This window comes from Alteromonas sp., assembly GCF_984505615.1.
The window spans coordinates 44,043-67,665 of sequence record NZ_CFHOXV010000001.1; the positions used below are offsets into that span (position 1 = coordinate 44,043).

The following is a 23,623-nucleotide window of genomic DNA, read 5'->3' on the forward strand; positions in this document are numbered from 1 at the left end:
GCTGCTTAACAATAAAAACTCTTTTGGTTACCGCTTCGTAGTTAACCTTTGCCAGTGGCTTTTTAACAGGCACTTAATTAGTATTAAGCAATGAAAAAACGCAGAAGAGGGACACAAATGAAACAACGGATGAAGGTGCTCGCAGTGGCGGGACTGGCAAGTGTGCTGAGCGCATGTGCTACATCCCCGACCGGGCGCAACCAGGTGTTGTTGTACTCTGAAACACAAATGGCCGAAATGGGCGGTCAGGCGTTTTCAAGTATGAAAGAGGAACTGAAGGTTTCCAGTAAACAGGTAGAGAATACCTATGTTCAGTGTGTAGCAAAATCGCTGACGCCACTGGTACCGGACTCGGTGTTTAGCGGCGAATGGGAAGTGGTGGTTTTTCAGGATGACCAGGTCAACGCCTTTGCATTGCCCGGTGGTAAAATCGGTGTTTATACCGGCTTGCTCAATGTGGCGAAAACCCAGTCCCAGTTAGCAGCCGTTATCGGACACGAAATCGGCCATGTTATTGCCCATCATGGTAACGAGCGCATGTCGACTTCCACACTGACAAACCTGGGTACGCAAGCCGTAGCAACGGCAATTGAAGCAAACCAGGTGGCATACAGCGGTGCGATTATGGCGGCTATTGGCATGGGTTCACAGGTTGCGATTACGCTGCCCTTCTCCCGTGCCCACGAGTCTGAAGCCGATCTTATCGGCCTGGCACTGATGGCGCAGGCAGGCTTCGATCCCAGAGAGTCAGTAGAGTTATGGAAGAACATGGATGCCGCCAGCAACGGTCAGCGTCCGGTAGAAATTCTTTCCACTCACCCTGCCCCGCAAAGCCGTATTGAAAACTTGCAGGCCAATATGCAGGCTGCCATGACGGATTATCAGGGAACAGCTAAACGCCCTTCCTGTAAGTAGCTGTCAACCAAAGTGAAGGTGTCAGGAGCTGACCCGACGGGCACCAATAAAAAACCCCCTTTCGAAAAAGGGGGTTTTTAGTATCAGTGTTAAGTACTCAAAATACTAAACCGAATTATGCTGATTCTTTCGCAGATACTGTTTTGTCAGCTTCTTTGAAAAAGTGCACATCCATTTGCGGATAAGGAATAGAAATACCTTCCGCGTCAAAACGCAGTTTCACCGCTTCAGTGAATGCCAGGCGCACAGCCAGGTTGTCCGAAGCAGCCACCCACGGGCGAACAGTAAAGTTAACGGAGCTGTCACCTAATTCAGCCACGCCGATTAAGCAGGCAGGTTCTTTCAGAATACGGGTTTCTTCATCTACCAGCTCCTGCAAAATGCGCTTGGCTTTCAGCAGATCATCATCGTAACCGATACCGAACGTCATATCACAACGACGGGTGTCTTTTGCAGAGTAGTTAGTGATGTTGTCGCTGTAAATCTTACCGTTCGGAATAGTGATTTCTTTGTTATCCAGAGACGTCATCACAGTGTGGAAAATACCAATCTTCTGAACGATACCGGCAGTACCCGCGGCTTCAACATAGTTGCCTTGTTTGAAAGGCTTGAATACCAGCAACATAACACCGGCTGCGAAATTCTTCAGAGAATCCTGCAGAGATAAACCGATAGCTAAACCGGCTGCACCCACGATAGCAACAAGAGAGGTGGTATCCACGCCCAGTTGGTCGAGTGATGCCACAATAACGAACAACATCAGTATTGCAGAGACAATCGACTCTACAAAATTGATAAGCATTTCGTCATATTTAGATTTTGCCATCACACGGCGGAATACAGACAGCAGTATACCGACAATGATTCGTCCAATAACGAAGATCGCAATTGCCATAGCGATATTGATCGCCCAGGGAATAGCGTATGTATTAATATACCGTTCAATATCTGAAGCAGTAAACATTGATAAAGTTTCTTCCATTTCTGTTTCCTTAGTTAATGCGCGAATCGTTGCACAGTGCGGGGATACGATAGCAATATAGCGGTAGATCACGCAATGCCACTGGTCTGCTTTGTGCGTTATACAATGGTATAAATTCAGATGATGAAACACTTATAAGCTGACGATAATATTTCTGTCATCGCATCAACGTAAAGTTTGCAGTGCGTGAAAAAACAGCGCGATGAATGCTCGACAACGTGTTTCTTTAACCAACTGATTTTAGTGCTAATAACAAAATTGAATAAATCCGGCATCGGGAAAGGCTGGAAATTCGCGGATTTTAGTCTATATTCAGTCATCACTTTTCGGCTTACAAGTCGTTCAGTGGCAGGAAATACGAACCAGAATACCGGAAGAAAGTGACTTCTTTCGTATGGATTTAACAACATCAGGATCCGATGTTGGATGTAAGACGTATTGACGTATCTGGTTATTTAGCTATCGCCAAGTACCGGTTTGCTAAACTAAGGGATTTTAAAATGTTATTTCTATCTGTTCTTTTTGTGATTGTTCTCTTCATTCTGGGTTTTGCCCTCACCTCTGACAAAGGTAAAAATACTGTTCATGCCCGAAAGAGCGGTGCTGCGACGGATTTAAGTAACATTTCCAAAGAAACCCGTCCGAACAGCGTTCAGGTTAACTAAATTCCCCCGCTTACTGCGGTGCAGACATTGCGTCTGCACCCGCAAACTCGCTATCATATAACGCTTATAAAACTGAAGTTATAGTGATATCACCATGCGAATCCCGCGCCTGTACCACCCCGGTAATATTCCTCTGGACGAAGAGTTCCTGCTTAATGATGACGCTGCACACCACGTAGCCACTGTGCTGCGACTCAAAGCGAACCATCCCGTCGTGCTATTTAACGGCGATGGTAATGAGTACAGTGCCCAGATTATCGCAGTGAACCGCAAACAGGTTATCATTGAAGCTGACGCCTGCCTGACTATCGGTAAAGAGTCACCTCTTCCCATTCATCTGGGTCAGGGTGTGTCGAAAGGCGACCGCATGGATACTGTTTTACAGAAAAGTGTCGAGCTGGGTGTTACTGAAATCACACCGGTACTGACACAACGATGTGCAGTGAAGCTGGATGAAAAGCGCTGGGAAAAGAAAATTCAGCAATGGCAAAAAATTATCACCGGTGCTTGTGAGCAATGCGGACGTAATGTGGTTCCGGTACTCAATGCGCCGGTAACACTGAATCAATGGCTGGCGAGTCCGACTCAGGCTGTTCGTTTAACATTAGCCCCGGGCGCAGATTCACCGCTGGTAAAAACGCCCTATTCATCAAAAGGCTATCGTTTGCTTATCGGACCGGAAGGTGGTTTGTCTGAGCAGGAAATCCATCAGGCAAATGAAAGCGGCTATACCTCTGTCAGTCTGGGACCGCGCATATTAAGAACAGAAACAGCAGCCCTTGCTGCCATTACTATTCTACAGTCCCAGCATGGAGACTTATAAACGTCATACTTGTTTTGTATGCTAAAACAGGTTAAAAAATAACTAAGCCAGAAAAACAATAAAAAGCTTATGTATCTCGTACATTCCGCCGGTAATCCGGCCATCGCCTCCGGCAGGTTGAATTTAGATCAGGTCTACAGTGCCTGCCTTGAACGTATTCTAGACGGTCAGCCTCTGGCGAAGGTGGTGACCTTCTACTTGCAATTCCTGGAACAGCACACCACCAGTTTCCGTTTTGCAGTCATGCAGGTTGTACCGCAAACCGGCAGCTTATCCCTGTTAGCCGCCCCTTCTCTGCCTGAGCATTTTATTCGCGCCATTCACGAAATGAAACTGTGTGAAAAGGAAGGCGCTTGCGGGCCGGCGGCCGTAACAGGCCAGCCCTTTTTCATCGATAATATTGCAGCCCATCCGAACTGGAAGGACTTTTCACCGGAAATGGCAGAAGTCGGGATCACCAGTTGCTGGTCATTCCCGCTGATCCGTGAAAATAAATGTATCGGGACGCTGGCGGTCACCGGTGGTCAGAAGCAAACTCCGGATCCCCACACCATTGCCCACTATCAGGCCGTGGCGGTAAACCTGAGCAAAATTTTTTCTTACTGTGATTATCAGCAAGGAAAAAACAGCGCCAACTGGATCTTACAAAAGCAGGTTTCTCAGCAGCAGGAAGAAAATAAGCATTTAAAAGAAACCGCTGAAAAACTGGCCCTGAAAATGGCAGAGGCTGAGCATATTCTTGCCAGTTGTCCGCTCCCTAAAACCTTCCGCCCCATGGCATCGGGTTTAATCAAAGAAACAGAAGCGTTACTGGCCGTGGTAAAGACCACATTTTCCTTCCAAAAAGTGATTACCGCTCAGAACAAAAGAAATGTGAGTTTAAAACAGCTCTCCCGTAAAGAACTGAATCAATTTTATAATGCATTAAACCGCTCAACCGGAGCCGGTTCAGACATGCTTGGCGAAGCGGTTCGCAGACTGGATGAATTATCCGGTTACATCAGCCTTATCACTCACAATCCGGTAAAGCAGATTTCACTGGCGAAAGCCACCGGCACCATGCTTTCTGTCATAGCCAGCACAGCAAAGCATATCGATATTAAAGCCTGTATCGACGTAGACCCGGATTGTACTTCCACCATTGCTGCCGGCACGTTTACACAAATACTCAACGAACTGATTTTAAACGTGTGCCACCACAGCTACCCCAACCGTAACGAAGGAAAAATCTGGCTTTCCGCATCTAAAACAAGCAACGGTACTTACCCGATGATCAGGTACATTGTTGAAGATGAAGGACAGGCCATTCCGCGCACTACGATTCACAATGCCATGCGGCCGGCAGCAGCCACTCTGCTCAGACGGCATTCGGCACCGGGTGGTCTGGCATTGTGCTATCAGCAAATTACCTCGGGTCTCGGCGGAACCATGCAAATTGTGCAGCGCCAGTCGGGCGGCAATAAAATAATCTTCACTTTTCCGGAACAAACCGCCGGCTAACGCGATGTAGCACGATGATTACCTGCGAAAAGGTGTTGATTTTAGCAATATCAACGCCATAGTAGAGGTATTACCCCGTTTACATAAAAGAGAATCACCCGATGAGCTATTCAGTCGGCTTTGTGATGGACCCTATCTCGTCTGTCAAACCCCATAAAGACACCAGCTTTGCCATGATGCTGGAAGCGCAGAAACGCGGCGCAACCCTGTTGTATATGGAAATGAGCGATCTTTATCTGGATAACGGCAAGCCAATGGCCTCCGTGCGTAAAGTTACTGTGCGGGACCAGGCTCAGGATTTCTATTCATTGTCGCCACGGGAGACCATGGCAATGGCAGAGATCAATGTGCTGATGATGAGAAAAGATCCGCCCTTTGACAGTGAGTTTCTGTATGCCACGCAAATGCTGTCTTTAGCGGAAGCCGGAGGCACGCTGGTAGTCAACAATCCTCAGGCGCTGCGGGATTACAATGAAAAGTTATTTACCTCCTGGTTCCCGGATTTAATTCCGGCCACGCGGGTAACCCGTAATCCTCAGTTGGTAAGAGATTTCCACGCAGAACATCAGGATATTATTTGCAAGCCGCTGGACGGCATGGGCGGCGCATCGATATTCAGGGTAAAACCCGATGGTAATAACCTCGGCGTCATCATTGAGACCCTGACCAAAAACGGGACCCAACAGATGATGGTGCAGGAATATCTGCCGGCCATTAAAGAGGGTGACAAACGGGTTCTGATCGTAGATGGTGAAGTGATGCCCTATTGTCTGGCGCGCTTACCCACGAAGGGAGAAACCCGGGGTAATCTGGCAGCCGGCGGTACCGGCCGTCCACAGGCAGTCAGTGAGTCTGATAAAGCACTGGCAAATGCGATTGCGCCGGTGCTGAAAGAGCACCGTATTTTGTTTGTTGGTCTGGATGTGATTGGCGATCGTATTACAGAGATAAATATCACCAGCCCCACCTGTGTCCGTGAAATTGAGGCCCATTTCGATTTCAGTATTATGGGTAAATTGTTTGATGCCATAGAAACTAAACTGGCAGCTTTGAGGTAACGTTGAATGACAGAACTGAAGTCCTTGCAAAATCACTTTCTGATCGCAATGCCGTCACTGGAAGACCCTTACTTTTCGCGGTCTATCACATACATTTGCGAACATAACAGTGAAGGCGCAATGGGTATTGTGATCAATCAGCCATCGAACATGAATCTGAAAGAACTGCTTGAGCAAACTGATAAAGACACGGAATTTGCTGACAGTACGTCAGAGCATATTGTGCTGGCCGGTGGTCCGGTCAGTCAGGAGCGCGGTTTCGTGCTCCACTCTGATGACGGCGACTGGAGTTCCAGTTTGAAAATGGCACCGGGTGTCGTTGTGACCACCTCAAAGGATATTCTCTCTGCCATCGGTCACAGCGAGGGCCCTGAGCATGCGATCATCGCGCTGGGCTATGCGGGATGGGAAGCCGGGCAGCTTGAGAAGGAAATGCAGGAAAATGCCTGGCTGACGGTGGAAGCCGACACAGACATTCTGTTCAATACGCCCGTTCATAAGAAGTGGCAGTCTGCCGTGAAGAAACTGGGCGTGGATGTATGGCAGCTTACGCCGCAGGTTGGCCACGCCTGATATGAGCCGGACTGTATTAAGCTTTGATTTTGGCACAAAAAGTATTGGTGTAGCTGTTGGTCAGGAGATAACCGGTACAGCCTCCCCTCTTGCCGCCCTGAAAGCACAGGATGGTGTACCGGACTGGGAAAAGGTAAAAAGGATCTATGATGAATGGCAACCGGATCTCGTCATTGTCGGGCTGCCGTTGAATATGGACGGTACAGAACAACCGGTGACGCAACTGGCAAAACGCTTCGCCAACCGCCTTCACGGCCGCTTTAATGTAAAAGTGGAGACCTGGGATGAAAGGTTGTCTACGGCGGATGCCAAAGCCATGTTATTTGAATTAGGTGGGTATAAGAAACTGACTAAAGATAAAGTCGACAGCGTTTCAGCCTGCGTGATTTTTACCAGTTGGGCAGAAAATCAGTACTGAGAAAGCCGGTCAGAAAGCCGGCTCTGCTTTCACAGCCTGACATTGCCAGCACAATGAAAAGTGCCCTTCGTTCTCTTCCCCGCAATGGGTACACTGCCAGTTCTCCCCTTTGTTACTATCCGGGGTAAGCGCATCAACGATTCCCTTCGCTTTGCCGAACCACTGCTCATCAAGCAACCACAATTCCATTTGTGTTTCCTGCCAGGGAAGTTCGCCCACCGCACCACCGGCATACTCATTTTTTACCAGGTAAGGAATACGGGCGACATCCAGTTCAGAGCGAACCTGCTGAACCAGAAAACGGTCGTCATGACCAAATAACTTCAGCATCGGAAGAATCAGTCATCCATATCGATGGACACGCCGGACAAAGAACCCAGCTCATTGCCTTCACTGCTGTCCAGTTTGATCATCAGACGTAAATCATTCGGTGAATCGGCATGGTGAATGGCCTGGTCATAGGTAATCCGGTCTTCTTTAAACAATTCATACAGCGCCATATCAAATGTCTGCATGCCCATTTCTTTGCCTTTCTTCATGGCATCTTTCAACTCACCGGTACGGTTTGTCTGAATAAGATCAGCCACAAACGGGGAATTAAGCAGAATCTCAATAGCAGCTACCCGGCCTTTGCCGTCTTTTTTCGGCACCAGTTGCTGGGCAACGATGGCCCTGAGGTTCAAACTCAGATCGAACAGCAGCTTGTTATGCATTTCTTTAGGTGCAAGGTGCATGATGCGCTCTATCGCCTGGTTAGCGTTATTGGCGTGCAGAGTCGCGACGCACAGGTGGCCGGTATCAGCAAAGGACATGGCATATTCCATGGTTTCCATGGAGCGGATTTCGCCCAGCAGGATCACATCGGGTGCCTGACGTAGAGAGCTTTTCAATGCGTCATCAAAGCTCATGGTATCAATGCCCACTTCACGTTGGGTAACCACACAGGAACCGTGCCGGTGAATAAACTCGATGGGATCTTCAATAGTAAGAATATGCCCTTTGGAATTGTGATTGCGGTGGTCAATCAGTGCCGCCAGCGAGGTAGACTTACCGGTACCGGTAGCTCCCACCATCAGCACCAGACCACGCTTGCTCATGATAATGTCTTTAAGCACCGCAGGCAGTCCCAGTTCATCCACTTTAGGAATTTCTGTGACAATCCGGCGGGCGACCATACCTATGGAGTCCCGTTGCCAGAATGCGCTGCAACGAAAACGTCCTACATTAGTAATACCAACTGCAAAGTTACTTTCTTTCAGTTCATTCAGTTCGCGGATGTAACGTTCTTCCATCACACTCTGAACCAGTTCCTTGGCCTGAAACTGAGATAACGGCTCATCACCTAACGGGGTCAGCTGCCCGTCTATTTTGGCACTGACAGGGAAACCTACGGTAATAAAAATATCCGAAGCCCCGAGTTCTGTCGCTTTCTCAAAATACCCCTGCAGTTTCACCCTTTATCTCCTACATCATTTTATTTTTATCGGTGGATTTCGCCGCTGCATCCTGATGGCTCACGACGCCTAATGCAACCAGTTTTTGCAGTGCCTGATCCATGGTTTGCATACCATGCGCCTGACCGGTCTGGATAACCGAGTACATCTGAGGCACTTTGTCTTCACGGATTAGGTTACGGATTGCCGGTATGCCCACCATGATCTCATGTGCCGCTACCCGGCCACCGCCGACTTTTTTCATCAGGGTTTGCGAAATAACTGCCCGTAATGATTCTGACAACATGGAGCGGATCATTGCTTTTTCTTCCGCCGGGAAAACGTCAATAATACGGTCGATGGTTTTCGGCGCTGAGTTGGTGTGCAACGTACCGAATACCAGGTGACCGGTTTCCGCTGCGGTCATCGCAAGACGGATGGTTTCCAGGTCCCGTAACTCACCCACCAGCACCACGTCGGGATCTTCACGAAGCGCCGAACGTAACGCGTTGGAAAAGCTGTGTGTATCGCGGTGCACTTCACGCTGGTTCAGAACACTCATCTTGTTTTCATGAACAAATTCAATGGGATCTTCAATGGTAAGAATGTGGTCCCGCTTGGTGTTATTGATGTGATCAATCATGGCTGCCAGCGTGGTACTTTTACCCGAACCTGTCGCACCGGTCACCAGAACAAGGCCGGTAGGCTGGTCAATCAGGTCACGGAAAATGGGCGGGGCAGCAATATCATCCAGTGATAATACTTTACTGGGGATGGTACGAAGCACCGCAGCAGCACCACGATTCTGTACAAAGGCGTTAACACGGAAACGGGATAAATCCTTTACTTCAAAGGAAAAGTCAACTTCCAGATTCTCTTCATATTCCTTGCGCTGCTTGTCATTCATGATTTCATAAATGAGCGAATGTACCTGCTTGTGATCAAGCTCAGGGATATTCAGTCTGCGCATTTCCCCGTCGACACGAATAATCGGCGGCAGTCCTGCCGACAAGTGCAAATCGGAAGCTTTATTTTTAACACTGAAAGCCAAAAGTTCGGTAATATCCACAACCACGTCTCCAAACACCAGATGATTAATGCAAACAATAGCAGAACGACTGAAATCCGCCCAATCGCGAATCGAACAAGCTACTGCCAATGCGCATCGTCCTCCAAAATCCGTGCAATTACTAGCGGTCAGCAAGACTAAACCGGTATCTGATATCAACCTGGCGTATGAAGCGGGACAACGTTTGTTTGGTGAGAATTACGTACAGGAAGGCGTTGAAAAGATTCAGCATCTGTCTGCGCTCACTGATATTGAATGGCATATGATTGGCCCGCTGCAATCGAATAAAACCAAAGTCGTTGCAGAGCATTTTGACTGGGTGCAGTCAGTGGACAGAGAAAAGATTGCCCGCCGGCTGAACGACCAGCGACCTTCTGACATGCCGCCACTGAATGTGTGCATACAGCTTAATATCGATGATGAAGACAGTAAATCAGGCATTCAGATCAATGCACTGCCAGCCCTGATTGATACTATCATCGGGTTGCCCAACCTGAAATTGCGGGGGCTGATGGCGATACCAAAAGCCTCTCCGGACGAGGAAGAACAGGCGCAAACACTGACCACGCTGGCTGAATTATTCGCGGAATATCAACAAAAGCTGAGCGATTTTGATACCCTGTCCGTAGGAATGAGCAGCGATCTCGAAGCCGCCATTGAACACGGCTCTACCATGGTCAGAGTAGGCAGCGCTATTTTTGGTGCGCGTAGCTGATTGACCGGTTCGCTATTCACGAGTTTTAAACGCAATACATAAGGGTTTTCATGCAACAGAAAAAATTGGCATTTATCGGCGCAGGTAACATGAGTCGCAGCATCATCAGCGGACTTATCCAGTCAGGCTACGACAAAGACAATATTCTTGCCAGTAATCCCTCAACACCCAAGCTGGAAAAACTACAGGAAGAGTTTGGCATCCGGATCACGCAGTCGAATGATGAAGCCTGTGAGTTTGCCGATGCTATTGTGCTGGCGGTAAAGCCACAAATGATGGGCGACATGCTTGCCGCCTTGCAGGAAAAAAACGACCTGTCCGGTAAACTGTTTTTATCCATTGCAGCCGGTTTGCCGGTATCACGCCTGCAGGAAATGCTGGGCGGCGATTATCCGGTGGTGCGCATTATGCCCAATACTCCAAGCCTTATCGGCAAAGGTATGACGGGCTTGTACGCTGACGACACAGTAAGCAGCGCAGACCGCCAGTACGCTGACGACGTCATGGGCGCAGTGGGTGAAACGGTTTGGGTGAAGGAAGAAGACGGCATTAACGGCGTCATCGCCGCCGCAGGCAGCAGCCCTGCGTACTTCTTCCTGTTTCTGCAGGCCATGCAGGAAGAATCCATGAAAATGGGTTTTGATGCGCAGACCGCCAGAAACATGGTTCAGCAAGCTATGCTGGGTGCGGCTGAAATGGTTTGTCACAATCCGGATATTGAATTAAGCGAGTTAAGAGCTCAGGTTACTTCTAAGGGCGGCACAACCGCTGCTGCTATCAATACATTTATCGATAAAGGCTTGCAGGACACGGTTAGCGCAGCCATGCGTGCCGCAGTCGACAGAGCCGAAGAAATGGCGAAACAACTTTAAGTTTAAGCTTCACAGGAAAAACAGTTAATGAGCAACGCGTCGGTCTTTCTTATCAGTACCTTGTTTGATTTGTATCTGATGGTGGTGATATTACGATTGTGGTTACAACTGGTCAGGGCAGATTTTTATAACCCGGCCAGCCAGTTTATCGTTAAAGCAACACACCCCATAGTGGGGCCTCTTCGCCGTATCATCCCGTCTGTCGGTAACTTTGATACGGCAACGTTCGTGCTTGCCCTGCTTGTCGCGGCACTGAAGTTTGTGACGCTGGTCATGCTGTTTGGCAGTGGAAACATCAATCCGGCATCTATTATCCTGCTGGCGTTTTTAACCGTAGTGAAAGAAACCCTCTCGCTGATGTTCTGGATCCTGATTATCCGCGCGATCCTCAGCTGGGTATCGCAGGGACAAAATCCTATTGAGTACGTGATGTATCAACTGACAGAACCATTTCTGTCTCCTATCCGCCGTATTATTCCGCCCATTGGTGGCCTGGATTTATCGGTACTGATAGCCATCATCGGATTACAGTTCCTGCAAATCCTTTTGCAAAATACGTTTGGTTTATACTAAGTTTTAAAAGGGTAGCGGTTTCGCTACCCTTTTTTGTTTATGTACTGATTTTGTGTGATTAGTTGAATTTGGTGAAGACACTGTGAACTACCTTGCCCGTCTGCCGGCCCTCTGCCTGCTTTTATCTTTACTGTTTACCGTACCTGCGGCATTAGCCGAACAAAAACAAACGCTGGGAAAATGGGATGTACATTACATCGTAGTGAACACCACGTTTTTCACCCCGGAAACCGCGCAAAATTACGGCATTGTGCGCAGTAAATATAATGCACTGGTGAATATTTCGGTGCTCGACAGCACAACAGGAGAAGCTCAAGTCGTGTCCGTTAAGGGTCAGGCGAGAAACCTTTTAGGTAACAGCAAAACACTGAATTTCAAACGGGTAAAAGAAGGCGAAGCGATTTACTATCTTGCCCCGCTTTCCTTTAATGACAGAGAAACCTTTCGCTTCAACGTCGATATTCAGCGGGGCAATGAAGTTCAGACACTTAAGTTCCAGCAGGAGATGTTCGTCGAGTAATCTCCTGCTTCAAACTGTCAGTGGGATGTTACAGCGATGCGGGCATATGCGCTTTTTCGTTTCGCCATGCCTTCTCATAGGCGGGCCTGGAAAGTACCCGATCTGCATACTGTTTCACATTATCAAACGTCAAATCCATACCAGACCCTTTCGCCCATGACAATACATGTCCGGCGACGATATCTACTCCGCTGAACATGTGTCCGGTAAGGAAATCCTGTTCTCCGAGCAACGCAGAAAACCCTTTCAGCGCCACACCGAATTCGTAAATACTGACATCTTTCATGCCTTCAAGACGCTGTGCCTCCGGTAATGCAAAGTCATGCTTTGCCATGTTCCATAACGGTTGCTCCAGCTCTGTTATCACAAATGCCATTGCCTGTTCGTACAGCATGCGCGCCTTGCTACCCAATACCGGCATAAATTCTTCGTAACCATGCTTATCCATCAGCCAGGTCACGATGGCAGCAGATTCGCTCATTGGCCCGCAATCTGTCATCAGTGCAGGAATTTTACCCGCCGGATTAAGCGCGAGAAAATCTGCTGATTTATGCTCTCCCTTACGTAAGTTAATAAACGTGTAGTCATAAGGCAGGCCTAACTCTTCCAGTGCCCATGCCACACGCACTGAACGCGTTTTTGCAAATCCGTATAATGTATACATCCCCTCTCCTTTCCGGTGATTTTGATTGTTTGAAACTATACACAAATCACCGGCTTCAGCGCATCAATTTGTTCCGTTATCCCATGTGACTATTGCAAGCGCAAACTTCATCCCTACACTCTTTCTATTCGGTTAAAGGAGGCATTATGTCTGAATATAAAGAAATCAAACTCGTTAAACGTCCGGTGAAAGGTCAGATCGACGCATCCCTGTTCAGCACAGAGCAAAAGCAGGTTCCCATGCCCGGAGAGGGTGAAATACTGATCAGACAAACGCATATGTCGCTGGATCCCGCCATGCTGGGCTGGATGAGTGAAGACAGAGAAAGTTACATCCCGCCCGTGGAGCTCGGTGAGGTAATGCGCTCCAGCGGTGTGGGTGAAGTCATAAAGTCTAACCATCCCGATTTTTCTGAAGGCGACAAAGTGATGGGTATGACAGGCTGGCGGGAATACCTTGTCAGTGATGGTAAGGGCTTCAACAAGTTACAACCCGGCATCAGCGAAGAGATGGCCCTGTGTGTATTTGCCTTACCCGGTCTGACAGCCACCACGGGGTTATATAAGTTCGGCAAACCTGAGGCCGGTGAAACTCTGATTGTAACCGGCGCTGCAGGTTCTGTGGGCTCCATCGTTGGTCAGCTAGCTAAAGCTGACGGTTTACGGGTAATCGGCGTTGTGGGCAGCGATGAGAAAGCAGACTGGATTGTCAATGAGTTAGGTTTCGACGGCGCCATTAATTACAAGACGGATAACCTGAAGGCGCAGCTGGATGCCCTCACCCCCAACCGTATTGACGTATTTTTTGAAAACACCGGCGGCCCTGTACAACAGCTTATCGTTAACCGGATGAACGAGCACGGGCGCATTGTCGTTTGCGGAATGATTGCAGATTACCAGTCCGACACCCCTTCCCCCGGCCCCAACTGGATCCCGCTTATCAAAAAACGAGTCTCCATTCAGGGGTTTGCTATGCCTGATCACTGGGGCGAGATCCCGCAATTACTCGAAAAGCTCACACCTTATGTGCAGCAGGGTAAAATTAAATACCGTGCACATATTATTGAAGGGCTGGAAAATGCACAGAGCGGCCTGAACATGTTGTTCGACGGCAAGAACACAGGGAAAATGATTGTAAAACTTTGATTATTAATCTTTTAGAGAAGGCCGGAGGACTGCATTTTCCTGCGGCTTTCTCTATACATTTCACGGTTTAATTTAAAAAATTAAAAAAGTTTTGTCAGGATCTCCGGATTCTCCTCGTCTATGGAATTAACTGAACCACTTCAGTCATCTGACAAAAAGAGGAAAATACCGTGACAATGAATACCAGCTCCATACCCGGCAACGGAATACCGGCATCTTTAAAAACTTCATATTCTTTCCCGGAAGCTTACATCTGGCTGGCTGAAGGATGGGCTCTGTTCAAAACGGCCCCTGTTAAGCTTTTTTTATTCTGCCTTCTGCCAATGATTATCTCAGGCTGTATTCAAGTTATTCCGGGCCCCGCCGGAATGGTCCTGTCGAAATGGGCAGGGGCAATTGTTGTCGCCTCAGTCTGGCCGGTTCTCAGCTATCTTCACCATCACAGTGCCTTTTCCGTGAAGTCTGTCTTTGCCGCAAAAAACTGGTTATCTGTAGCGGTATACAGTGTGACCGGTGTCATTGTGGCCGCTCAACAATTTGGTGTGGCTTATGCACTTGCAGGTGATGACGCAGTGGCCATGTTTTTCCATATGAGCGGGACTGGTATTAAAGTTTGGCATCTTAGCCTGATTTTCGCGTCAGCCGTTCCCCTGATGACCCTGCTCATTTTTGCCCCTGCCAGAATTTTCTTTGCAAGCCGGAACCCGTTGCGTGCGGTACAGGATAGCATCAGCGCTGTCGTCAGAATGTGGAAACCATGTTGCGTTATTGCAATCATACAGGGCTTGTTGCTGGCACTGGCGCCCTATACCATTCTGCTTTCAGTCGTATTATCAGGACCGGTTTTGGCTTGTACATGGTACTGCGTATATCAGCGCTATCTTTCAGAACATTAAGCAGGGATTGCCAGTTTGGATGCATCGCAAATCACTCATCTATTGCAGCAGTTCACGCCCTTACTGGCGCGGATTGCTGCCACCCATGAAGCAGACACAGCCTTACAGGAAGACTTGATTCAGGATATGTCTGTTGCAATCTGGCGTGCACTCGACAGCAGTGAAAGCGGAACATCTGCATTTCGCGGCGAAGCCAGTGTTAAAACGTACATTACACGGATCGCCCACAATCGCGCGGTTGACCATGTTCTCAAAGAGCTGCGACGGCATGAGAGTCCTTCATCAGACGAAATGTTGTTTGACCATAAATTACAGGAGAAAAATGCGCATCAGGAAAATGCCATTGATCTCATGACAGCACTACACCAGCTTCCTTTGCCCTACCGCCAGGTGATTGCATTGCAACTGGAAGGTTTCAGTTTTGCAGAAATTGGCAATGTACTGGGACTTAAAGAGGATGCCATTGCACAGCGCTCACACCGTGCAAGAAAGCAACTAGAACAAATAATGAACAGGAATTAACCATGGACCCGCAGTTTGAACAATGGCAAAAGGCCTTTAAAGCGGCGACACCCGACGTCGATGCAGAAAAGCTGATAAAGCAGGTGACACGGGCGCAGCGCAGTATGAAAGTAAAAGCGTATATCGATCTGCTTATGGCTGTCGCTGTATCCATTTATGCTGCTTACACGGCACTTTTCCTGACCGCATCCAATTGGGAGATGTGGGGCATTGGCTCGCTGTCGCCTGTTGCATTGCTTTTCGGTATCTGGAGTTTTTCCTTCAGGCAGAAACAATGGCGCATGGAAACTACAGATGTGAGCAGCATGCTTGCGTTTAAACGCCATCAGTATCAGCGACAGGTCACCTACTGGTGGTACAGTGCACTGGCATGTGCAGGTCTTTTCGGCGCCTTACTTATCATCGCCGTTATCAATATTGTTCTGTACGCCACCTGGACGATGTGGTTAACCCAGCTTGCTGTAAACGGCGCGATTGTGGCAGCGGTTTGGGTGCGGTATGCCATTTTGAAAAAGAGATTACCCGCCAGGCTTAAGCTAATCGATGAGATGTCCTGAGCTGATACAGCCACTTATGTGGCTTTACTGTCCGCACTTTTCATCTTCATATAAAGACAGCCGGCGTTATTATCTTTACTGATAAGCCTTTCACCATTTTGGTTCAAGTGCCGCATCAGATTAGAACATTTCCTGCATTGCCGGCCCACGTCTGCCACTGATTTTGTGCTGAAACCCGCACTTCACCGCTATTAAACGGCGCTTTATCCTCCATTAGCAGCCCACCGGCATGCCTCACAGGTTTCTGGAATATCTGTTGCATTACATGAGTACGTACACCCAGGTGATAACAATAAGAAAACACTGGCATTCAACTACCACTACCCAAAATAAGAGGGAACTCATGTCTGAAGAATTAACCGGGAACATTTCTGCTGAAGGTGCTTCGCGCCGTAAATGGTTAAAAACATTTAGTTTAGGTGCGGGTGCAGTTGCCCTTACGGGTTGTTTCGATACCGGTGTAAAAGAGCTGCAGGCAGCGGGAATGAAAACTGAACATTTCCCGTCTGCAACGCCAAATGTTAATGACGGTCTGGTTCGTCTGTCTTCGAATGAAAATGCTTTTGGTCCTTCACAGAAGGCCGTTGAAGCGATGCAGGGTGAACTTTTTAATCTCGCCCGTTACACAGATGCTACTGTCGATGTGCTGAAAAAGAAAATTGCCGCGCAGGAAGGTGTCTCTGAAGACCAAATCGTTGTTACGAATGGTTCATCACCTATTTTATTCGGTTATGCAGAGTGGATAACTGAAAACGGTAATAACCTCGTTACCTCGATGGCCACTTATGAAGGTATTCCCCGCGGCGCCGAGTTCATGGGTGCCAATGTCACCTACGTGCCTCTGGATGCAGAAATGGGTTTCGACTTAGATGCCATTGAAGCTGCAGTTACTGACGAAACCACGGCTGTGTACGTATGTAACCCTAACAACCCCACCGGCTGCATGGTCGACCCTGCCAAACTGACAGCGTTTGCCAAACGGGTATCGAAAAAAGCGCAGGTGTTCATCGACGAAGCCTACATTGAAATGTCTGATGCCTATCCGGCAAACGTGCAGTCTAAGCTGGTTGCCGAAGGGCATAACGTGGTTATCTGCCGTACGTTTTCAAAAATTCATGCTATGGCAGGACAACGTTTAGGTTATGCCATTATGCCGGCAGATCAGGCTAAATCTCTGGGCGGAAAACTGCGTATGGGTGGTGTTAACTATCTGGCACTGGTGGCCGGAATGGCGAGTATGGACGATCATGCGAACCTGAACACCATGCGCGACCGCATCAAAACCGAACGTACTAAACTGACTAAGGTTGCTGAAGAACTGGGTCGTCCTTACGCGAAAAATCCTCAGGGCAACTTCATCTACGTGGATACCGGCATGCCCCACGACCAGTTTGCTGCGAAGATGAAAGATGAGGGTATCAAAGTAGTTGGCCGTACGTGGCCAGGCTATGATTCCTGGTCACGCATCAGCGTGGGTACACCGGAAGAAACCGATGCCTGTGTAGCTGCATTAAATAAAGTACTGGCTTAAGTGCCTGTGGCGGGGTGAGGCTTATTCAGCCTCATCCCGTAAAAATACCAAATCCGTCTCAGTGCTCTGTTCCGGCGAAAAGACATAACCCGCTTCGCTGAACGCCTTTAAACCCGCTACGTCTTCAATGCGATTCTGAATCACATATCTGGCCATTAATCCCCGCGCCTTTTTAGCAAAGAAACTAATCACCTTGTACTGACCGTTTTTCTTGTCTTTAAAGTGTGGCGTAATGATCATGCCGTCCAGTGACTTCGCCTTGACTGACTTGAAGTACTCATTTGAAGCCAGATTAATCAGTACATTATCGCCCTGCTCTTCCAGCGCCTTATTCAGCGCAAGGGTGATATCTGTTCCCCAGAATTCATAGAGATTTTTACCCTTAGGATTTTCAAGACGGGTCCCCATTTCCAGACGGTAAGGCTGCATTAAGTCCAGCGGACGTAACAGACCGTAAAGGCCGGAAAGCATTCTTAAATGTTGCTGTGCATATTCCACGTCCTGCTCAGACAATGAATAAGCATCCAGGCCCGTATACACGTCGCCGTTAAAGGCGTACAGCGCCTGACGTGCATTGTCTTTGGTAAACGGGGTAGTGAAAGAGTCAAAACGGTTGGCGTTCAGTGTCGCCAGTTTATCGCTGATCTTCATCAAAGAAGACAGGTCTGCCGGCGTCAGTTTCCGGCAGGTTTCTACCAGTACTTCAGCAGATGACAACATGGCAGGCTTCGTAAACGACGCTACCGGCACCGGCGTTTCAAAATCCAGGTTCTTAGCCGGTGAAACAACAACTAACATAATTCAACTTCCTCTTTACTATCAGACACCGCAGTAACATATTCATCGGGCTTATCAAACTCCGGCGCAAAGAATATCACGGTCTGCCCCGCGTTTTTGCCCTTTTACCCGCCGGATTGGGATTAAACCGTTATGTTTATACGCTATAGCGGGATAATTTAGCGCTTTGCTGTGTTATTTAACCCGCCAGTCTGTTATAAATTTACTAAATTCGATCTGGTTTAACCGTCCGGACATACAAACCCTACATAGTGGTTGATTCAGCTGTTTACAACCAACATATTCAATCAGTCTGCCCCCTTCCGGTGGCGGGCTGTTCATTTATTTAGGTCACACATTCAGAGAGAAACGATGAGCAATCAATTAGACGCGTTGCGCGAAATCACTACCGTCGTTGCCGATACCGGCGATATCGAAGCGATCAAAAAGTACGAGCCTGTAGACGCTACGACGAATCCGTCTCTTTTACTTAAAGCCGCAGGTATTCCTGAATATGCGGGTTACATTGACGATGCAGTGGCATGGGCTAAATTACAGTCACAGGATCCGGCTCAGCAGTTAACAGATGCCTCTGACAAGCTTGCCGTTACTATCGGTAAAGAAATTTCCGGCGTAATCCCGGGTCGTATTTCTACAGAAGTAGATGCCCGTTTATCATTCGACACCGACGCGACTATTGCTAAAGCAAAACGTCTGGTTGAACTGTACAACGATGAAGGTATCGATAAATCACGTATTCTGATCAAAATCGCTTCCACCTGGGAAGGCATCAAGGCTGCTGAAATTCTGGAACAGGAAGGGATCCAGTGTAACCTGACACTGTTATTCAGCTTTGCACAGGCACGTGCCTGCGCGGAAGCCGGTGTCTATCTTATTTCTCCTTTCGTGGGCCGTATTCTTGACTGGTATAAAGCCAACACTGACAAGAAAGAGTACACCGCAGAAGAAGATCCGGGTGTGGTTTCAGTAACCCGCATCTATAACTACTACAAAGAGCATGGTTACAGCACGGTAGTCATGGGCGCGAGCTTCCGTAACATTGGTGAAATTCAGGCGCTGGCCGGTTGCGACCGTCTGACCATCAGCCCGAATCTGCTGGAAGAACTCAAAAACAGTACTGAAGCGCTGCCTGTGAAACTGAAAGACGAAGGCGCCACAGCAACACCGGGCGCGAAACTGGACGAAAAAGGTTTCCGCTGGGACATGAACGAAGATGCCATGGCGACACAAAAGCTGGCAGAAGGGATCCGCAACTTTGCAGCTGACCAGGAAAAACTGGAAACCATGCTGAAAGAAAAACTGGGTCAATAAACTTCGCTGGTATCAGGAAACATTCAGACAATGACAAATTTTACCCAACAGCCAGCTTTCGCTAATTTGTCGAAGCTGGCAGAAGACATCAAAAAGACTCACATGCGTGACTGGTTTGACGCGCAGCCTGAGCGTGCAGACACCATGCAGGCGCAGGCTTGTGGTTTGTTTATTGATTATTCAAAAAACCGTGTTAACGAAGAAGCGCTTGCACAATTGTTTGCACTGGCGAAAGCACAGGGCGTGGACACGCATCGTAAAGCCATGTTTGACGGTGACACCATCAACAACACTGAAAAACGTGCTGTACTGCATACAGCGCTGCGTAATTTCAGTGGTAAGCCCGTTATGGTTGACGGTGAAGATGTGATGCCGGAAGTGCTGGCTACGCTGGACAAAATTGAAGCCTTTACGGCTTCAGTGCATTCCGGTGAGCACAAAGGTTATACCGGCAAGCCAGTTAAACACGTAGTCAGCATTGGTATCGGCGGTTCATTCCTGGGCCCTAAAATCATGACTGAGGCGCTGAAGCCGTACACCCATGATGCCGTTAAAGTGCACTTTGTAGCAAACGTAGACGGCTGTCATATTCATGATGTGCTGACGTCTCTGGATCACGAAGAAACGTTAATCGTTATGTCTTCCAAGTCGTTTTCCACTCAGGAAACGTTGCAGAATACCTTAACTGCGAAAGCCTGGTTCCTGGAACAGGGCGGCACTCAGGAAGATATTGCAAAACACTTTGTTGCCGTATCCTCAAACGTTAAAGCAGCCACTGAGTTCGGAATTGCGGAAGAAAACATTTTCCCCATGTGGGACTGGGTTGGCGGACGCTACTCGTTGTGGTCTGCGATAGGCTTACCCATCGCACTGGCACTGGGTTTTGAAAACTACAAAGGCTTGCTCGAAGGCGCCCATGAAATGGACAAACATTTCTGTGATGCACCATTTGAAAGCAACCTGCCCGTTATTCTTGCAGTTCTCGGCGTCTGGTACCGCAATTTCTTTGATGCACAGTCTCACGTCATGTTGCCTTACTATCATTATCTTCGTGGACTGCCCGCTTATGTGCAGCAACTTGATATGGAAAGTAACGGTAAGCAGGTCACACAGAACGGCGATGTGGTTGAGTGGGAAACCGGCCCGGTTATCTGGGGAAGTGAAGGCACCAATGGTCAGCACAGCTTCCATCAGTTAATCCACCAGGGTACCTCTGTCATCCCCGCAGACTTTATGCTGCCGCTGAATGTGCCTAATCAGAACGACACGCATCATGCCATGCTGGCATCGAATTGCTTTGGTCAGACTCAGGCACTTATGCAGGGAAAAACCTTCGAAGAATGCTACGCTGATCTTGAAGGTAAGGTGTCTGATGAAAGTGAACGCAAAGCACTGGCTCAGCACAAAACCATGCCCGGTAATAAACCCAGCAATACAATTTTGTTCGATAAACTGGATCCGCAAACACTTGGCGCGCTGGTTGCAATGTATGAACATAAGGTATTTGTCCAGGGCGTTATCTGGCAGGTGAACTCCTTTGATCAATGGGGTGTCGAGTTAGGAAAAGTACTTGGTAATCAGGTTCTTGACGGCATTCAGGGTAAGGCAGAAAGCGATGCGTTTGATGCTTCTACCCAACAACTCATTAATCGCTTCAGAAACGCCAATGCACCAACTTAAGGAAAGTTAATTTGGTTTACGCCAAATAAGTGCATCTGACAAACGGCCGGTTTTTACTGGCCGTTTTCATTGGGCAAACCACACGCTGTCATGCAATCGTCATATTTTGTTAATAAAAGGTAAATTTAATCATTTTATTATCGTGTCGACTGTGATACAAAAGTAGTCAGAAGGATGAAAAAACATTCAACTCTGACACTGATGTTAGTGGTAAACAAAAGGAGATCCTAGTGGATAAGTCAGATCTGTTTGCGATGTTAAATATTGAAGAAACTCCGGCTAAAACTAAAAGCAAGAAAAGAAAGTGGAGAGAGATCGAAGCCTTACAAGACAGGTTCAAACTGGAAAAAGAACTGGCAGAAATCGACTACGGTTTTGAGTACGAACTGGAATCGATGGAAAGATAAAATGAAAACGGCCACCTGATATCAGGTGGCCGTTTTTCGTTATATCACCCTGCAGGTTTTTATATCTGCCAGTTAATGGCAGGTTGCCCGTGTTTGCGCAGCCAGGCATTTGTCTGACTGAAATGCTGACACCCGAAAAAACCTTTGTAGGCCGACAACGGAGACGGATGTGGTGCTTCCAGTACCAGATGTCGCTGTTTGTCGATATTTGCGCCTTTCTTTTGCGCGTGACTGCCCCACAACAGGAACACCACATTGCTGGTGTGTTCATTAATGGCGGCTATGACGTGGTCGGTAAACGGTTCCCAGCCAAACTTTGCATGGCTGTGTGCCTTCCCCTGCTCTACCGTCAGTACAGTATTTAACAACAATACACCCTGCTCAGCCCACGACGTGAGATCGCCGTCAGAAGGCATAGAAAACCCTTCGATATCCGTTTCCAGTTCTTTGCAGATATTCTTCAGCGATGGTGGCAGCTTTACGCCTTTCTTTACGGAAAAAGATAATCCGTGCGCCTGTCCCGGCCCGTGGTAGGGATCCTGTCCCAGGATCACAACCCGCACTTTATTCAGGGGGGTGAGAGCGAATGCATTGAATACATCCGGTTCAGGAGGAAACACCACTGATGCAGCCCTGGCCTCATCAACCCTGGCCATTAGTGATTTAAAATAAGGCCGGGACTTTTCAGGTCCCAGCACATCTTGCCATGTTGTCATTTCAATATAGAGAACATGTGCGCTTTTAGCGCTTCGTAGTCAGCTGGCAGTGGCACGGCCTGGCTTTCTTTACTCGAACACTCTACCAGTGCCTGAGGCAGGCTCAGAGGCTGTCCGAGTACATTCTCAACGGTTTCGCGGAATTTAGCCGGATGTGCAGTACCAAGGAACAGACCATACTCATTGTCCGCCAAATCGTGACTTACCGCACGGTAAGCGATGGCAGCATGAGGTTCGCTGGTATATCCCTGTTGCGCAAGCTGACGCATGGCGATTTGTGTATATTCTTCATCTACACATTCACCACGCAGGCACGACTTATCCAGGTAACCACGCTCAATCAGCGCTTCGATGCGGGGCCAGTTGTTTGGCTGGCTGACATCCATTGCATTAGACATGGTTGCAACCGTCGGATTGGGCGCCCACTCGCCGGTTTTCAGGTAACGGGGAACAGTATCGTTCAGGTTCGTTGCCGCAACAAAACGCTTAATGGGCAAGCCCATAGACTTGGCAATCATACCTGCTGTCAGATTACCGAAGTTACCGCTCGGCACCGAGATAACCAGCTCTTCACGCTGTTCCGGCGTAAGCTGGCTAACCGCTTCAAAGTAGTAACAAACCTGCGCCAGCAAACGGCTGATGTTGATAGAGTTTGCTGAATTCAGATGCAAACCTTCACGCACATCCGGATCGTCAAACGCATTTTTAACCATCGCCTGACAGGCGTCGAAATCACTCTCGATAGCAACGGTATGAATGTTATCACCCAAAGTGGTAAACAGCTTTTCCTGCAGCTGACTGATTTTTCCTTTCGGGAATAAAATCACCACATTGATGTTCGGGATACCGTGGAACGCATGGGCAACAGCGGCACCGGTGTCACCGGACGTGGCGGTAAGGATGGTAATGGGTTCGCCATTGCCGATGCGGGAAAGCACCTGCGCCATAAAACGGCCGCCGAAATCTTTAAAGGCCAGCGTAGGACCGTGAAACAACTCCAGTGTGGCGACTTTGTCATTGACACTGACCACAGGAGCCGGAAAGGTAAACGCCTCTTCAACAATACTGCCAATGGTGCCTTCGCCCAGCTCGTCACCGATTAAGGCGGTAAGCACTTCTGTGCTGCGCTCAACGAAAGGCTTTTTGAGCAAGCCATCGATGTCGTCTAATTTCGGAATGTCAGTAGGGAAATATAAGCCCTGCTCCTGACCTAAACCGCGCTTTACTGCTTCTGAAAAGGAAGCGGTGTCTGATGCTACTTTTAAATTTACTAATTCCAC

27 protein-coding genes are annotated in these 23,623 nt (G+C 48.3%); 19 read left to right on the forward strand and 8 right to left on the reverse strand.

The window, feature by feature from the left end:
* The first annotated feature begins 117 nt into the window (after positions 1-117).
* Positions 118-915 (forward strand): M48 family metallopeptidase, encoded by a 798-nt coding sequence (locus AC4PME_RS00180; RefSeq protein ID WP_119502217.1) that lies wholly within the window; start codon positions 118-120, stop codon positions 913-915.
* Positions 916-1,030: 115 nt separating this feature from the next.
* Here the strand turns inward: AC4PME_RS00180 and AC4PME_RS00185 are convergent, their stop codons facing one another.
* Entirely contained in the window at positions 1,031-1,897 is an 867-nt protein-coding gene (locus AC4PME_RS00185) for a mechanosensitive ion channel family protein (protein WP_119502218.1), read from the reverse strand.
* Positions 1,898-2,397: 500 nt separating this feature from the next.
* On the opposite strand from AC4PME_RS00185, the gene AC4PME_RS00190 reads away from it, so the two are divergent.
* From AC4PME_RS00190 to ruvX, 6 genes are all read left to right on the forward strand, one after another.
* Complete coding sequence (locus AC4PME_RS00190) at positions 2,398-2,562, forward strand: hypothetical protein (protein ID WP_161599167.1); 165 nt, start codon at positions 2,398-2,400, stop codon at positions 2,560-2,562.
* 94 nt (positions 2,563-2,656) lie between these two features.
* Positions 2,657-3,385: a 16S rRNA (uracil(1498)-N(3))-methyltransferase gene (locus tag AC4PME_RS00195; RefSeq protein ID WP_119502220.1), complete on the forward strand. Its 729-nt coding sequence runs from the start codon at positions 2,657-2,659 to the stop codon at positions 3,383-3,385.
* Positions 3,386-3,454: 69 nt separating this feature from the next.
* Positions 3,455-4,885: a sensor histidine kinase gene (locus AC4PME_RS00200; RefSeq protein WP_491044579.1), complete on the forward strand. Its 1,431-nt coding sequence runs from the start codon at positions 3,455-3,457 to the stop codon at positions 4,883-4,885.
* Positions 4,886-4,986: 101 nt separating this feature from the next.
* Positions 4,987-5,943 (forward strand): glutathione synthase, encoded by a 957-nt coding sequence (gene gshB / locus AC4PME_RS00205; protein ID WP_491044578.1) that lies wholly within the window; start codon positions 4,987-4,989, stop codon positions 5,941-5,943.
* A gap of 6 nt (positions 5,944-5,949) precedes the next feature.
* Positions 5,950-6,516: a YqgE/AlgH family protein gene (locus tag AC4PME_RS00210; protein ID WP_119502223.1), complete on the forward strand. Its 567-nt coding sequence runs from the start codon at positions 5,950-5,952 to the stop codon at positions 6,514-6,516.
* Between the two features lies 1 nt (position 6,517).
* Positions 6,518-6,934 carry a Holliday junction resolvase RuvX gene (gene ruvX, locus AC4PME_RS00215; protein WP_119502224.1) on the forward strand — a complete coding sequence of 139 codons (417 nt, stop codon included), beginning with the start codon at positions 6,518-6,520 and terminating at the stop codon, positions 6,932-6,934.
* Positions 6,935-6,943: 9 nt separating this feature from the next.
* Here ruvX and AC4PME_RS00220 read toward each other — a convergent pair whose 3' ends face one another.
* The 3 genes from AC4PME_RS00220 to AC4PME_RS00230 are packed head-to-tail and all read right to left on the reverse strand — an operon-like array spanning position 6,944 to position 9,436.
* The gene (locus AC4PME_RS00220) at positions 6,944-7,264 is read right to left on the reverse strand and encodes a putative signal transducing protein (protein ID WP_491044577.1); all 321 of its coding nucleotides are present in this window, start codon (positions 7,262-7,264) and stop codon (positions 6,944-6,946) included.
* Between the two features lie 8 nt (positions 7,265-7,272).
* On the reverse strand, positions 7,273-8,388 hold the full coding sequence (locus tag AC4PME_RS00225; RefSeq protein WP_119502226.1) for a PilT/PilU family type 4a pilus ATPase: 1,116 nt from the start codon (positions 8,386-8,388) through the stop codon (positions 7,273-7,275).
* A gap of 10 nt (positions 8,389-8,398) precedes the next feature.
* Entirely contained in the window at positions 8,399-9,436 is a 1,038-nt protein-coding gene (locus AC4PME_RS00230; RefSeq protein WP_119503450.1) for a type IV pilus twitching motility protein PilT, read from the reverse strand.
* Positions 9,437-9,464: 28 nt separating this feature from the next.
* Between AC4PME_RS00230 and AC4PME_RS00235 the strand changes: the two genes are divergently transcribed.
* From AC4PME_RS00235 to AC4PME_RS00250, 4 genes are all read left to right on the forward strand, one after another.
* Entirely contained in the window at positions 9,465-10,151 is a 687-nt protein-coding gene (locus AC4PME_RS00235) for a YggS family pyridoxal phosphate-dependent enzyme (RefSeq protein WP_119502227.1), read from the forward strand.
* 50 nt (positions 10,152-10,201) lie between these two features.
* Positions 10,202-11,023 (forward strand): pyrroline-5-carboxylate reductase, encoded by an 822-nt coding sequence (proC, locus tag AC4PME_RS00240; protein WP_119502228.1) that lies wholly within the window; start codon positions 10,202-10,204, stop codon positions 11,021-11,023.
* Between the two features lie 27 nt (positions 11,024-11,050).
* Positions 11,051-11,596: a YggT family protein gene (locus AC4PME_RS00245; protein WP_119502229.1), complete on the forward strand. Its 546-nt coding sequence runs from the start codon at positions 11,051-11,053 to the stop codon at positions 11,594-11,596.
* A gap of 115 nt (positions 11,597-11,711) precedes the next feature.
* Positions 11,712-12,116, forward strand: a complete 405-nt coding sequence (locus tag AC4PME_RS00250; RefSeq protein ID WP_119503451.1) for a DUF4426 domain-containing protein — start codon at positions 11,712-11,714, stop codon at positions 12,114-12,116.
* Positions 12,117-12,144: 28 nt separating this feature from the next.
* Here the strand turns inward: AC4PME_RS00250 and AC4PME_RS00255 are convergent, their stop codons facing one another.
* A complete protein-coding gene (locus AC4PME_RS00255) occupies positions 12,145-12,780 on the reverse strand; it encodes a glutathione S-transferase family protein (RefSeq protein WP_491044576.1) in 636 nt (211 codons plus the stop codon).
* A 146-nt stretch (positions 12,781-12,926) separates the two neighbouring features.
* Between AC4PME_RS00255 and AC4PME_RS00260 the strand changes: the two genes are divergently transcribed.
* From AC4PME_RS00260 to AC4PME_RS00280, 5 genes are all read left to right on the forward strand, one after another.
* Entirely contained in the window at positions 12,927-13,925 is a 999-nt protein-coding gene (locus tag AC4PME_RS00260; RefSeq protein ID WP_491044575.1) for an NADP-dependent oxidoreductase, read from the forward strand.
* A gap of 368 nt (positions 13,926-14,293) precedes the next feature.
* A complete protein-coding gene (locus AC4PME_RS00265) occupies positions 14,294-14,821 on the forward strand; it encodes a hypothetical protein (protein ID WP_491044574.1) in 528 nt (175 codons plus the stop codon).
* Between the two features lie 15 nt (positions 14,822-14,836).
* Complete coding sequence (locus AC4PME_RS00270; protein WP_491044573.1) at positions 14,837-15,343, forward strand: RNA polymerase sigma factor; 507 nt, start codon at positions 14,837-14,839, stop codon at positions 15,341-15,343.
* A gap of 2 nt (positions 15,344-15,345) precedes the next feature.
* A complete protein-coding gene (locus AC4PME_RS00275) occupies positions 15,346-15,900 on the forward strand; it encodes a hypothetical protein (protein WP_491044572.1) in 555 nt (184 codons plus the stop codon).
* 343 nt (positions 15,901-16,243) lie between these two features.
* The gene (locus AC4PME_RS00280; protein WP_303572831.1) at positions 16,244-17,431 is read left to right on the forward strand and encodes a pyridoxal phosphate-dependent aminotransferase; all 1,188 of its coding nucleotides are present in this window, start codon (positions 16,244-16,246) and stop codon (positions 17,429-17,431) included.
* Between the two features lie 21 nt (positions 17,432-17,452).
* Here AC4PME_RS00280 and yaaA read toward each other — a convergent pair whose 3' ends face one another.
* Entirely contained in the window at positions 17,453-18,229 is a 777-nt protein-coding gene (gene yaaA, locus AC4PME_RS00285) for a peroxide stress protein YaaA (protein WP_491044571.1), read from the reverse strand.
* Positions 18,230-18,580: 351 nt separating this feature from the next.
* On the opposite strand from yaaA, the gene tal reads away from it, so the two are divergent.
* The 3 genes from tal (at position 18,581) to AC4PME_RS00300 (ending at position 21,627) form a co-directional block, all read left to right on the forward strand.
* Positions 18,581-19,540, forward strand: a complete 960-nt coding sequence (tal, locus tag AC4PME_RS00290) for a transaldolase (RefSeq protein WP_119502237.1) — start codon at positions 18,581-18,583, stop codon at positions 19,538-19,540.
* Between the two features lie 30 nt (positions 19,541-19,570).
* On the forward strand, positions 19,571-21,220 hold the full coding sequence (gene pgi, locus AC4PME_RS00295; protein WP_491044570.1) for a glucose-6-phosphate isomerase: 1,650 nt from the start codon (positions 19,571-19,573) through the stop codon (positions 21,218-21,220).
* Positions 21,221-21,450: 230 nt separating this feature from the next.
* Complete coding sequence (locus AC4PME_RS00300) at positions 21,451-21,627, forward strand: DUF3545 family protein (RefSeq protein ID WP_303572827.1); 177 nt, start codon at positions 21,451-21,453, stop codon at positions 21,625-21,627.
* 59 nt (positions 21,628-21,686) lie between these two features.
* Here the strand turns inward: AC4PME_RS00300 and ung are convergent, their stop codons facing one another.
* Positions 21,687-22,343, reverse strand: a complete 657-nt coding sequence (ung, locus tag AC4PME_RS00305) for a uracil-DNA glycosylase (protein ID WP_491044569.1) — start codon at positions 22,341-22,343, stop codon at positions 21,687-21,689.
* The gene (gene thrC, locus AC4PME_RS00310; RefSeq protein ID WP_491044568.1) at positions 22,340-23,623 is read right to left on the reverse strand and encodes a threonine synthase; all 1,284 of its coding nucleotides are present in this window, start codon (positions 23,621-23,623) and stop codon (positions 22,340-22,342) included. The genes ung and thrC overlap by 4 nt, the downstream gene beginning before the upstream one ends.